The following is a 12,586-nucleotide window of genomic DNA, read 5'->3' as shown; positions in this document are numbered from 1 at the left end:
TAATGCAGCAAATCAGCAGTCATTATGTTTAAGCAGTTAAGGGCCGCTTATCGCAGCCCCAGGAACTATTAATGCAGGCAGCACTGCTTATATTTTTTACCGCTGCCGCACGGGCAGGGATCGTTGCGGCCAGGCAGTTTTTCTACTGAGATCGGCTTCTGTGGCTCCGGCACTGCTTCGGGCTGGGAAATCCAGTGATCGTGCAGCGCCAGCGCAGCCGGGCGGATCGCCTCAATGCTGGCTTCCATCTCGTCCGGCGTCATCGCATCCAGATTTTCGAGGTTCTCTTCCACGCCGTGTAGGGCGATGGCATCCAGCGCCGGTTGCAGATCCTGCGGCAGGGCAGACCAGTCGGTCAGCGATACGCCGCGCATGTAGCCGAAGCACCACTCTTCAACCACGGTAAATTCCAGACCTTCCATCTCACGGATGCCAAACAGCGGTTCGAACTGCTCAGGAAACTCAGAGAGCCGGTCAGCCACGTCATTCATGTGCTGAAAACAGAGCTCCATAAAACGTGTCATCTCACGTTCGTTGCTCCATTTTGGGATCCTCTTCTCGCCACCCCACAGCGCCACCAGCCATTTGCTCGGTTCGACAGTGGTCGGGCCGGACAGCACCGCGGTCAGCAGGCCATCCAGTTCAGAGACATCAAGAATCGACGCTTCGCTGCCATATTTTTCCAGCATATCTTCCAGCCATTGCAGCTCTTTCTCGGACAGTGGGCCTTCTTTCATGCGGTTGCCTCCCGGGCATTTCAAAAATGTGAGCACGGCGTTCACGCCATAAAGCCGCAGCAGTGTACACCCTTGCGCGCCGCAACACAGCTTACCTGCGGTCTGACGGGCTTTTTTCCGGGCAGGCGATAACCCCGACGCGGCAGCTGTGAATCCGCGTTGAGTGCCACTTTTAACCGGTTGAGTGCGCTATAGCCGCTGGCTGCTTTGTAAGACATTTTGCGAAAAATCGGGTTTGTTACACGACTGATCAAATTAATTGGCTGATTATTATAATAAAAATGAGAACAGACTTTTTCTCCCGCCGGATGAGGACGTCACGCCGCGGGAGGACAGCGCACAGCCGCAGGCTCCGATCGCTGATCCTGCTGTAGCCTGCTCTCATTCGGAGCCTCGCGGCCCGGCACAATTTACGCCTATGGCGTGCCCGATCGGCTTCACCGCTATCCGGTTACGCCCGACAGCGATACGCTGCTCGATTATCTCGCCGATTTCTCTGCGGCGGCGGTGCGTGGCCGCATTACTCCAGTTCCGGCTAGGCGCTGCCCGGCTACATTTTGCGTCAACGCTTCCATCCGAATATCCAGTTGCTGGCTACTTTGGCGGCTATGCCAGCTTTATCGGCTACGATAGCGCCAATGGGATTGCGATTGTGGTGCTGCAAAATGGAGCAGCGATTCAGGCATTGCGTTGTTGGTCGATCAGGCAACTAAGGATAGAGTGGTCGGACAGTAACCGGTGCGCGGTGAAGCGAATAGCGTCGTCTTTCCTTACACTTAGCTTTGACGAGAGGGGAACTGACTCGCTATAAAGAGTGTCTTTAGCCTGTCTACTGTCACTAAAATCAATTTAACGTGGAAATCATTATGCGCAGGACTCAACGTGTACTTTTCTCAATGGGATTACTGGTTGGCTCGCTGAGCCTGATCCCTGCAGTGCAGGCCGCTGGTGAAGCAACGGATACCGTTCCGCCGCCGCCACAGATTCAGCCCGCCAATCCTGCAACCCAACCGCAGCCCGATGCCGCTAACGCTCAGCCGGATGCCGGTGCGGCGCAGACGCAGGCGCCATCCAGCTCACAATCGAACGATGGCATTACGCCGACCACGCCGTCGCCATCCAATGGCGGACAACCGAACTACGATCTCAACACCATCATCATCGACTACAAAGAGTATAAAGTCGGCGATACGGTGCCAGAGAAATACACCGATAAAACCTACACCATCGTTGAGTGGCAAAAACGTAATCTGCCGGCGCCGCAGGAGAATACCCACTGGGCCTACATCAACGCCAATTACATCCTGATCACCAATGACACCGGCAAAATTGTCATGGGGAAATCGGGCGACATCTTTTTCCGCGGTTAACATCAGCGGATCAAAAATCAGCCGGTCAGCACGACCGGCTTTTTTTTAGCTGAAACGCTCCGCACCAAAGCTTGCCAGCATCGGATGTTTTTCGCCGCTGACCATCTCGTCCGCCAGTAATTCCCCGACAATCAGCGCCAGCGTGGCACCGGAGTGGCTGAACGCCACGTAACAGCCCGGCACCTTTTGCAGTTCACCCAGCACCGGATCGCCATCGCCCGGAATCGGCTTGAGTCCAATCTTCCAGCTCTCAGCTTTGAGCGGCCGATCGCCACGCAGTAACCGGCTGGCTTCCTGCGCCAACTGCGCCACCACCTGCTCATCAATCCGGTATTCCCCGTCGGCCAGCGGCTGGATATCAGCCTCATACCAGTCGTGATCGAGCGCAAAACGGTTGCCAGGATTGGGACGAACCGCGGCGCGCGGGGTGTTCAGCACCGCTTTCAGCGGCTGGGCGGATGGTTCGGTGATCACCAGCATCGAAACCGGCGAGCCGTTGGGGATAGTCACACCGAGCGGTGCCACCACATCCGGCGTCCAGGGACCGCAGGCAACCAGCACCGCATCGGCGCGCAGCTCGCCTTTATCGCTACGAATGCCGCAGGCCCGGCCCCGATCGGTGATCACGCTGGCTTTACCGGCGTGTTCTACCACTTCGCCGCCCAGTGCGCGGAACTGATTGACCAGATAATCCACCAGATGCGGCAGGCTGACCCAGCCTTCACCGGGATTAAATATTGCCTGGGCCGCCAGCGCATCGGGATCGACCGCGGCATCCGCCTGCGCCACGTTTTCAGCCGTGATCAGCTGTGAATCGTAGCCGTGGGCTTTTTCATAGGCGTGGCGCGCCTCCGTCGCGGTAACGTCACTGTCCGACCAGCAGATCCCGCCGTCAAACCGCAGCCAGTCGAGTGTCGGATGCCGGGCAAACAGGGTGCGATAGCGATCGATGCCGGCCATGCGTAGCGCATGATAAGGTTTCGACCGCTCGCCCGCTGAGTTGAGCCACGACAGCGAGCGTCCTGAGGCGCCGGAGCAGAGCGCGGCTTCGGTCACTAAGGTTACCGCTGCCCCGCGTTTCGCCAGCTCGAGCGCCGTCGATACGCCCAGCACGCCACCGCCCAGCACCACCACTTTCATTTCAGTTTTTACCGCCATTATCAGGTTCCTTACTCAGTTACAGCACTTCAGAGAGAAAACGTTGCAGGCGCGGCGACTGCGGCGCATCGAAAATAGCGGCTGGCGGCCCGGCTTCAACAATCTCGCCTTCGTCCATAAACACCACCTGATCCGCCACTTTGCGCGCAAAGCCCATTTCATGCGTTACCACCACCATCGTCATGCCGCGACGACAGAGATCGGCCATCAGCGTCAGCACGCCTTTCACCAGTTCGGGATCGAGCGCCGAGGTCGCCTCATCAAACAGCATCACCTCCGGATCCATCGCCAGCGCGCGGGCAATCGCCACCCGCTGCTGCTGGCCGCCGGAGAGATCGCGTGGCCGGTGATCGGCGCGCGGACCCAGACCAACCTCTTCCAGCCGCTGACGGGCAATCGCCATCGCCTGCGCTTTGGGCAAGCCTTTTACGCGCCACGGGGCCAGCGCCACGTTCTCCAGCGCGCTGTGATCGGGAAACAGGTTGAAGTGCTGAAACACCATGCCAATCCGCAGCCGCAGTGCGTCCGGTTTGTCGCGCAGTACCGATCGGTCGGCCAGCAGCACATCGCCCGATTTCGGTTCATGCAGCCGGTTAATACCGCGCAGCAGGGTCGATTTGCCCGAGCCGGATGGCCCGATAATGCAGGTAGTGCTGCCAGGCGCGACTCGCAGCGAGACGTTACGCAGCACCTCAATCGGGCCATAGGCGAGGGTCAGATCGCGCAGCTCCAGGCTGGCTCCGTGCCAGCTGGCGCTGGTTGAGCGGTTATTCATGGTTGCCTCCGGTCAGCGGGTGAGTGGCCAGCGCGCCGTTGGGCCGTCTGACTTCCTCCACCTCTTTTAAACCACTTTGTGGCGCGGTCAGGCGACGGCGGCCGGTGCGGTAACGCACATCCACGTAGTTGACCATGTGCGTCAGCGGCACGGTGATGATTAGATAGAACAGCCCGGCCAGCATCAGCGGCGACAGATTGCCGGTCAGCACCGCCGCATCCTGACCGACGCGAAACAGCTCACGCTGCTGGGTCATCAGCCCCAGCAGGTAGACCAGCGACGAGTCTTTAATGATGGCGATGAACTGATTGACGATGGCGGGCAGCACCCGGCGGATCCCCTGCGGGATCACCACCAGCCGCATCGCCCGGCCATAGCTCATCCCCAGCGCGCGACAGGCTTCCATCTGGCCGCGTTCGACACTCTGAATGCCGGCGCGGAAAATCTCTCCCATGTAGGCGCTGGCAATCAGGCTGAGGGCGAAGATCCCCAGCGGGTAAGGCGTCGGACCGAACAGCTGATAGCTGAATCGCGCCAGGCCCTGACCAATCAGCAGGATGGTCAGAATCGACGGCAGACCGCGAAACAGATCGGTATACAGCCGGGCGGGCAGGCGCAGCCAGCGAGAGGGCGAAATGCCCATCAGCGCCAACAGCAGGCCAAACAGTGTGCCAAGCAGGGTGGCCGCCAGCGAGATAATCACCGTATTCACCAGCCCGGTGGTCAGCATCTGCGGCAGTACTTCCCTCATTGAGGAAAAATCAAAGAAGGTGCGGGAAAGAATCGTGAGCAAGTCCATCGCCGTCTCCATGCAGTGCGGGGCATTCCCCGGTTAACTCAGGACGCGAACGTCCGCCGCTTTACTGACCGCCAGGCAGATACTGTTTGGGCATTGGCGAGCCGGGGAACCACTTCTGATAGAGCCGCTGCCAGGTGCCGTCCTGCATCGCCGCTTTAATGGCGCTGTCCAGTGCGGCCTTAAAGGCGGGTTTGCCTTTGGCGATGGCGATACCGGCTGGGGCATCAAAAGAGGGGATATCGGCAGCAGAGACCAGCTTGAAGCGGTCGGCGTAGCTTTTGGCGGCCTCATAGTCGAGGAAGATGGCGTCGAGCGTGCCATTATTGAGCGCCGAGACCGCGCTGTTGTTATCCGGGAAGCGCACGATGTCGGTCTGGGTGAAGTGTTCGACCGCGTAGTTCTCCTGCAGCGTGCCCTGAACTACACCGAGCCGCCGTTTTGCCAGACTGGCGACATTCTTCACGCCGCTGTCGCTGCGGGTCAGCACGGTGAGAAAGCCCGCCAGATAGCCAGTAGAAAAATCGACGGTTTTTTCCCGTGCCGGGGTGATGCCGATCGCCGCGACCGCCGCATCATACTGACCGTTGGCGACCGCCGGCATGATGGCGGAGAAGTCCTGACCGACAAAATCGACCTTATCGATTCCCATGCGATGGGCGACATTTTTAAAGAATTCGACGTCAAAGCCGGTGAACTGACCGCTGGCATCGGTGAAGGTATAAGGTCTGGAATCGCCGACGCTGGCGACGCGTAGCTGGCCCGGTTCGATCAGGCCGTAGGGATTGTCATCGCTGGCAGCCAGCGTAAAGAACGAAAGTGCACAGAGTGCGAGCAGGGTGCTGAACGTCTTGCTGAACACAGTGCCGAACAGCATGCCAGGCCGTTTGCCCGTTTTGGTTTGCGATTTCATAGCTCATCCGTTTTTGCAGGTTTAAACATCAGAGACTGTTGAGCCGGTGATTATTTTTGAGACCGGTCTCAACGCAGGTGACACCTTGTGGACGTGGGCGTTGTGAGACCGGTCTCAAGGGGTTACAATGAGTTTAAGCACAGCCTTTTTTCGGCGTCAATCTTCCTGTCATCAACCTGTGATTCAAAATAATTATGACCAGCCAGAAATTACGTTCTAAAGCACCCACCGTGGCGGATGTGGCGCGCGCGGCAAAGGTTTCCAAGGCCCAGGCGGCGCGTGCGCTAGGGGGCTATGGCGCGGTCAGTGATGAGGTGCAGGCGCGGGTAAACAGCGCCGCTGCCGCACTGGGCTACCGTCCGAATGAGCTGGCGCGCAGCATGAATACCGGGCGCTCTAACACCATCGGTGTGATTGTCGGGGATATTGAAAATCCCCACTTCGGCCTCGCCCTGCGCGGCATGGCGGATGTGGCGCGTACCGCCGGTTATCATCTGCTGCTCAGCAACAGCGACGAAAAGCTGCAGGCTGAACAGGATGCGGTGCGGGTGATGCTGGAGAAGCGGGTCGACGGCATTATCGTGGCCCCCAGTTGTTCAGAGCGCGATCAAAACAGCCATCTGATGCAGGTGCTGGAAGAGGGTCGGGCGCTGAAACTGTTCGATCGTGCAGTTACCGGCCTTGATGTCGAAGCGATCTGTTGTGAATTCACCGAAGTGGCGGCTGACGCCACCAGCAGGTTACTACAGGCCGGCCATCGTCATATCGCCTATGTCACCAGCATGGCGCTGACCGGTGACTACTGTGCGCCAGCTGATTTTGGCCTGACGCCGGTTGCCCAGCGCGTCGGTGGCATGATGCAGGCGTTTGCCGCGGCGGGAGTGGAATTTGATCCGTCGCTGGTAAAAGTGAATGCGCTGGATGAAGCGCAGATCGCCCGCATCGTGGCTGAGCTGTGGCAGCGCCCGCAGCCACCCAGCGCGCTGGTGGCCTCTGACAGCGTGGTAGCGATGTGGCTGCTGCGTGAAGTGACGCAGCGCGGGCTGCGCATCCCGGAGGATCTCTCCTTCGTGATGTATGACAACTTTCCATGGAGCGAGATAGTGACGCCGCCGCTGACGGTGGTGGCGCAACCGGTGTACGAGATGGGGCGTGAAGCGGCACGCCGGCTGATTGCCGAAATTCGTGGCGAAGCGGCCGGTCCGATGCCGCGCTTTGATGCCCGGCTGATACTGCGGGAATCGATTGCTGCTCCGGCCAGCGACAGTGAGCCACGCGCCAGACGTTAATCCGGCCAGCCCAGTAACCGGCGTAGCTGACGCACCGCCGCGCCGATCTGCGAACGGCTGCTGTTGCCGTAGCCCATCACTAAACCACGCTGCGCCGGTTCAGTCAGATAAAAGGTAGAGAGCGCGGCGGGCGCGTAACCTGCCTGAAGCAGATGGCGGACAATGGCTGTATCGTCCTGAGCCGCATCAAGCGGCAGCACCAGATGCATCCCGCTGTCGCCGCCCAGTAAGGGGATCGGCTGGCCTGCCGCCTGCTGCAGCTCGCTGCGCAGCAGCGTCTGACGCTGGCGATAGAGGCGGCGCATCTTACTCAGGTGTCGGCTGTAGTCGCCGCTGAGAATAAAGCGCGCCAGCGCCTGCTGCTCCAGCGGATTACCCCCGCGCAGCAGCTGATGCAGCGCCGGTCGCAGATTGCTGACCAGCGGCGCGGGCAGCACCATAAAACCGATACGCAGGGCAGGGAACAGCGTCTTGCTGAAGGAGCCGAGGTAGATCACCGGCGCATTATCGGTCATCCCCTGCATGGCGGTAATCGGCTCGCCGTGGTGCCGGAAATCGCCGTCATAATCATCTTCGATAATCCACGCCTGCTGCTGCCGTGCGGCCGCAATCAGCGCCAGCCGCCGGGCGGCGCTCATTACCGCGCCGGTGGGGTACTGATGGGTCGGTGTGGTGTAGATCAGGCGCGGTGGCGTCTGTTGCCAGTGTTGCGGCTGCGGCGCCAGGCCCTGCTGATCGATCGGGATCGGAACCAGCCGCAGATCGCCAGCCTGCATTGCCGCTTTGGCCCCGCGATAGCCCGGATCTTCAACCCAGCCATAATCGCCCGGATCGCTCAGCAGGGTGACACACAGCGTCAGCGCCTGCTGTGCCCCTTCGGTAATCACAATCTGTCCGGCGTCACATCGTACACCGCGCGTGATGCGTAACTGCTGTGCCAGCGCGGCACGCAGTTCAGGATCACCCAGCGGATCGCCATAGCCCAGCTGGCGCGGTGGCGTGTGGTTCAGCACATGATTCAGTGCCCGACGCCACGCGGTCAGCGGGAAATGGTTCAGCGCCGGGATGCCGGGACGCAGCGGCAGTGTACCGGTGTCGAAACGCTGGCTGAGCTGAAGGGCAGCCAGCCGTTTTGCCAGCGGCCAGTGGGCTAATTCGTCGTCATCCGGCCGGGCAGTGGGTAACGCCAGCAGGCTGACGCGGCTGCCCTGCCGATCGCTCATCAGATAGCCTTCCGCCTGCAGTTGCGTCCAGACGTTAAGCACCGTATTGCGTGACACCTGTAGCTCAGCGGCCAGCTGTCGGGTGGCGGGTAACAGCGCGCCAGCCACCAGCTGGCCCTGTAAAATGCCCTGTTTTATCCGCTGATACAGCTGCTGTTGCAGCGTGGTGCCGGCGGCTGGCGTTAACGGTGCCAGCAACAAAGGATGGCTCTCCGCTTTCATCGCGCGCTCCCGTGGATCTATCATTTTCAAACATTGTGGTACTTTTTAACCTACCAGGATAGTGGCAATCTGCAGACATCATCGGAAGCCAGGAGGCGGTATGTCACAACACACTAATCAGTATGGTCAGCCAGTCGGACATCCATTGCCGGACTGGCAACCACGTCCTTTCCCCCAGCCACAGGTTTTCAGCGGTGAGGTTTGCCGCCTTGAACCCTTCAGCGTGGCGCGTCATGGTGAGGCGCTGTTCGAAGCCTACGCCGCCGCGGAAGAGGGTCGCGACTGGACCTATATGTTCGTCGGGCCGTTTGATGACCGGCAGGCGTGGCAGGATCACGCGACTCAGCTGGAGGCCAGTCGCGATCCGCTGCATTTCGCGGTGATCGATCTTGCGACCGGACTGGCGGCAGGCAGCCTGGCGTTGATGCGGATCCAGCCGGAGCATGGGGTGATCGAAGTCGGACATGTGGCATTTTCACCGCAGCTGAAGCGGACCCGAATGGCAACAGAAGCCCATTACCTATTGATGCGTTACGCCTTCGAGACGCTGGGTTATCGCCGCTATGAGTGGAAGTGCGATAGCTTAAATGCACCGTCACGCCGGGCGGCGGAACGTCTCGGCTTCCGGCACGAAGGCGATTTCCGCCAGGCGATTGTTTATAAGGGCCGCAGCCGCGATACCAGCTGGCTGTCGATCATTGATGGCGAATGGCCGCAGGTGAAAAAGGGGCTGCAGCGCTGGCTGGCCAGCGACAACTTTACTGCCGAAGGGCAACAGCGCGAGAAGCTGGAAACCTTGCGCGAGCGGCCCTGACCGGTTGCCGGAGAGTCAGATGAACAGGGTTTTAATGGCCGCCACCAGCAGGGTGGTGGTCATCACCATAAACAGCCGTTTAACCCAGCGCATGTCGTTTTTAACGGTCACCATTTCATCCCTGAGCATCTCTGTTGTCCGGGTCAGGCTGATGAGGCCTGCATCCAGCTTATCGGTTTTGACGTCAAGCTGATTAAACCGGCTGCCCAGCTTATCGACCTTCCTTTCAACGTGCCCGAGACGCTCATCGATCTGGTCGACTTTGCGCTCAACGTTGCCGAGACGTTCATCGATCTGGTCGACTTTGCACTCAACGTTGCCGAGACGTTCATCGATCTGGTCGACTTTGCGCTCAACGTTGCCGAGACGCTCATCGATCTGGTCGACTTTGCGCTCAACGTTGCCGAGACGCTCATCGATCTGGTCGACTTTGCGCTCAATGCGGCTGAGTTGTTTATCGTTCTGCTCGCCCGGCTTCCCTTGCTGCAACTCCGTAAAGATCTCCACCATCACCTCCGCCTGCTGGTCGTCGATCCCTGCCCGCTGCAGGGCTTTGAAGGCTTTGTGGGTATTCATCATAGCGCGGGTCATCTCTGCCTCTCCTTCGGCAATACGGTGATAGCGGCATGATGACAGGGCCAGCAAAGGGTGCCACAAAGCGGGTGTTATTTTGCGCGATCTTCCAGAAAATATCAATTAATTCAACAAGTAACGTGAATTGAGTTGCGAGCGATCTCGCAACATTTTAGGTTGAGGGCGGGACGATCTCCGCTGCGTGATGTTGCAACGGAGATCAGAAAAAGCAGAGGTTACGATTGCGGCACGATCCTGATTTCCACCATGCCAATGCCCAGTTTGCGCGGGTCCTGGCCGGTAATATTGCCGATATTACTCAGCTGCGGTTCCGGCGGCGCAATGATCAGCTCATGCGTGGCGGTCGGGTTTTCAAAATGCAGCGTATGGGTCGAGACGGTTTCACCCAGCGACAACAGCTGCTGCTGATCCCCGACCCGCACCGGGATCTGGCGATGGGCGTTAGCCCCGTAGGCGCGGGCGGTAATCACCAGGTCAAACTTCGCGGGGAGCGGGTCGACGTACTCAATCTTCACTTCCGGTGCCAGATTGGCATTGGACCAGCGGCCCCAGCTTTCCGGTCGGGAGATACCGCTAAAACGTTTGATGCTCTGGGGAGCACCCGGCACGTCGAGCCTGAAGCTGTCGGCGCTGTAACGAATGTCATTATCCTCAATGCGGATCTGCGCCAGATTACGCTGATAAGCCGCATCGCTGGTAGCTGCGGTCGGGAATTTCACGTTGCCTTTCCACTGTGGCTGATCGATAAGCGTCACCGTGGGCGTTGCGCCGAGCTGGCCCATGGCCACACAGAAATCCCCTGACAGCGCCAGCGATGGCTGCCACAGGCGCGCCATTTTGAAGCAGCGATCGACCCAGAGAAACTTATCGGTCGAGGTGAAATCGGCCAGCTGATAGCGCAGCGGCGCTGAATATTCGCCTTCCGGCATCGGCTCGACGTGCTTATCGCTGATGCGGAACAGGATCGGTAATTTAAAGGTGGTGCCCGAGAAGCTGAAGGTATGCTTCGTCTGATCAACGGTAAAGCTGTCCATCATCTTCGGGAAATTCCACAGCTGGATGATGTCGGGCTTCCAGCTCGTCACCTTCGTTTTCATATCGTCAAACTGGGTCGAGAGCGAGACGCTGCTCAGGCTGCTGCGACCCAGGCCAATGGCGTTGTCGCCGCCGAGAATATCCAGCAGCGTCGCGCCGTTATCCAGCGTACTGCGGCGCGCATCAATCACTTCCGCCTGCGGTTTATCGCCGCGGATCACCATAAAGAGATCGTGACGCGGCTGCTTAATCAGATACTGATGGGCGGTGTTATTCATCGCCAGGTGATCGGAGGTGACCACAATCACCGTCTGCTTAAACCACGGCGAGGCTTTGATCCGCTCAATCAGCCGCGCGACGTGCTCCTGCGAACAGGCGACCGCGCTGAATGACTGGTTCGGTTTACCGTCGAAACTGTAGCTCTTACGTTCACAACTGCGGGAGATAAAACCGTCGGGATGATGGGTATCGACCGTCAGGGTAAACAGCGCAAAAGGTTTATTGGCCTGTGACAGTTCCTGATACTTTTCAAACACTTCATCCATCACCGTATCGTCATAGTAACCCCAGTTATTGCGATAGGTCGGATCGGCAACGCGGCTTTTCAGCTCCTGCGCACCATACAGGTTGGCCGGATCGAAGCCGTGCGATTTCAGAAACACATCTTTACCGGCGAAACGCAGGTCAGCGCCCTGAATAAACCAGTTCTGATAACCGGAGTTTTTCAGGATGTCACCCAGGCAGACGTTCTGCGGATAGAAGCTGGAGAGTGAGGCTGAGGCATTGCCGTCAAACGGCGCAAACAGCGGAATGCCGCACATTGAGGCGACCATACCGGCGATGGTGTAGTCGGTACCCGGCAGCTGCTCGGTCTGGCTGAAGTCGATGCTCTGCTCTTTCAGGCGGCTGAGTTCAGGTGCCAGGCCGGGAAAGGCGTGCTGGTCAAAATAGGTGCGCTCCAGACTTTCGCCGTAGATGTAAACCACGTTGAGGTGAGGCTGATCAATGCGGTTACGCGGCACCTTATAAAAGGCGTCGAAGTCGGAGTCAGCCAGTTGGGTATGCGATACGATCAGCGACGTCACCTGACGAAACGCAGGCGTGGTCTGCACTGAACCCAGCGCGCAGACGACCGCCAGCAGCGACCAGCCGATATGGTGTGGCCGTTCACGCCGTCGCAGTATCCACGACAGCAGGCAGAACAGCAGAAAAAGCACGATGATCAGCCCGATGCCCGGCACCACATATTTACTGACCCCTGCGCCGGTCAGGCTGTTGGTCAGGGTATAGAGCACCGCATCATTGATGCCGTCGCCGGTGAAGTAGTTGCTGGCGTAGAGCGTCGCATTCAGCACCACAAACAACACCAGCAGGATTAGCACCACGAAGAACCAAAATTTGTTACGCCCGGCTTTACAGGAATAGATAGCAATAGCGGCCAGAAACAGCCCAAGTGACGCTAATTCGGACAACGGCAAATCCTCTCTTGATATGAGTACGCGGCGCTTCAGACTGCCGGCCACCTTCGGGGGGATGGTTTTTCGACAATCTATATTGGCTGTAACCCGGCTGCAACACATCCAGCCAGATTTGTGCGGTGAGGATCATATTGATGAGAGAGGGGATCAGAGGGGCATTTATCAGGCCTGACGGCGGCTGG

General features: G+C 58.9%; 11 protein-coding genes. 3 read left to right on the top strand and 8 right to left on the bottom strand.

Translation table 11 applies throughout. From position 1 onward, the window contains the following. Window positions 1–68: 68 nt before the first annotated feature. A complete protein-coding gene (locus LZU96_RS17485) occupies window positions 69–737 on the bottom strand; it encodes a YecA family protein (protein ID WP_233985394.1) in 669 nt (222 codons plus the stop codon). 866 nt (window positions 738–1,603) lie between these two features. Between LZU96_RS17485 and LZU96_RS17475 the strand changes: the two genes are divergently transcribed. After that, window positions 1,604–2,107: an RcnB family protein gene (locus LZU96_RS17475; protein ID WP_233985393.1), complete on the top strand. Its 504-nt coding sequence runs from the start codon at window positions 1,604–1,606 to the stop codon at window positions 2,105–2,107. A gap of 45 nt (window positions 2,108–2,152) precedes the next feature. On the opposite strand, the gene LZU96_RS17470 is transcribed toward LZU96_RS17475, so the two are convergent. The 4 genes from LZU96_RS17470 to LZU96_RS17455 all read right to left on the bottom strand — a co-directional run bounded on the left by LZU96_RS17470 (window position 2,153) and on the right by LZU96_RS17455 (window position 5,713). Then, window positions 2,153–3,265: an NAD(P)/FAD-dependent oxidoreductase gene (locus tag LZU96_RS17470; protein WP_233985392.1), complete on the bottom strand. Its 1,113-nt coding sequence runs from the start codon at window positions 3,263–3,265 to the stop codon at window positions 2,153–2,155. A gap of 19 nt (window positions 3,266–3,284) precedes the next feature. Beyond that, the gene (locus LZU96_RS17465; RefSeq protein WP_046289175.1) at window positions 3,285–4,040 is read right to left on the bottom strand and encodes an amino acid ABC transporter ATP-binding protein; all 756 of its coding nucleotides are present in this window, start codon (window positions 4,038–4,040) and stop codon (window positions 3,285–3,287) included. After that, the gene (locus LZU96_RS17460; protein ID WP_069728476.1) at window positions 4,033–4,839 is read right to left on the bottom strand and encodes an amino acid ABC transporter permease; all 807 of its coding nucleotides are present in this window, start codon (window positions 4,837–4,839) and stop codon (window positions 4,033–4,035) included. The genes LZU96_RS17465 and LZU96_RS17460 overlap by 8 nt, the downstream gene beginning before the upstream one ends. 61 nt (window positions 4,840–4,900) lie before the next feature. Further along, window positions 4,901–5,713 carry an ABC transporter substrate-binding protein gene (locus LZU96_RS17455; RefSeq protein WP_233988223.1) on the bottom strand — a complete coding sequence of 271 codons (813 nt, stop codon included), beginning with the start codon at window positions 5,711–5,713 and terminating at the stop codon, window positions 4,901–4,903. A gap of 230 nt (window positions 5,714–5,943) precedes the next feature. On the opposite strand from LZU96_RS17455, the gene LZU96_RS17450 reads away from it, so the two are divergent. Next, window positions 5,944–7,038: a LacI family DNA-binding transcriptional regulator gene (locus LZU96_RS17450; protein WP_233985391.1), complete on the top strand. Its 1,095-nt coding sequence runs from the start codon at window positions 5,944–5,946 to the stop codon at window positions 7,036–7,038. Here the strand turns inward: LZU96_RS17450 and LZU96_RS17445 are convergent. After that, window positions 7,035–8,483 (bottom strand): PLP-dependent aminotransferase family protein, encoded by a 1,449-nt coding sequence (locus tag LZU96_RS17445; protein ID WP_233985390.1) that lies wholly within the window; start codon window positions 8,481–8,483, stop codon window positions 7,035–7,037. The genes LZU96_RS17450 and LZU96_RS17445 overlap by 4 nt on opposite strands. A gap of 100 nt (window positions 8,484–8,583) precedes the next feature. On the opposite strand from LZU96_RS17445, the gene LZU96_RS17440 reads away from it, so the two are divergent. Further along, window positions 8,584–9,297, top strand: coding sequence for a GNAT family N-acetyltransferase (locus LZU96_RS17440; protein WP_233985389.1), 714 nt, complete (start codon window positions 8,584–8,586; stop codon window positions 9,295–9,297). A gap of 15 nt (window positions 9,298–9,312) precedes the next feature. Here the strand turns inward: LZU96_RS17440 and LZU96_RS17435 are convergent, their stop codons facing one another. Both LZU96_RS17435 and opgB read right to left on the bottom strand, forming a co-directional pair. Further along, window positions 9,313–9,888 (bottom strand): hypothetical protein, encoded by a 576-nt coding sequence (locus tag LZU96_RS17435; protein WP_233985388.1) that lies wholly within the window; start codon window positions 9,886–9,888, stop codon window positions 9,313–9,315. A 218-nt stretch (window positions 9,889–10,106) separates the two neighbouring features. Further along, window positions 10,107–12,398 (bottom strand): phosphatidylglycerol--membrane-oligosaccharide glycerophosphotransferase, encoded by a 2,292-nt coding sequence (gene opgB / locus LZU96_RS17430; RefSeq protein WP_233985387.1) that lies wholly within the window; start codon window positions 12,396–12,398, stop codon window positions 10,107–10,109. Window positions 12,399–12,586 lie beyond the last annotated feature (188 nt).

The sequence above is a fragment of the Pantoea agglomerans genome, from assembly GCF_021397715.1.
Taxonomy (GTDB): Bacteria; Pseudomonadota; Gammaproteobacteria; order Enterobacterales; family Enterobacteriaceae; genus Pantoea; species Pantoea astica.
This window is presented reverse-complemented; position numbering and strand designations above follow the sequence as displayed.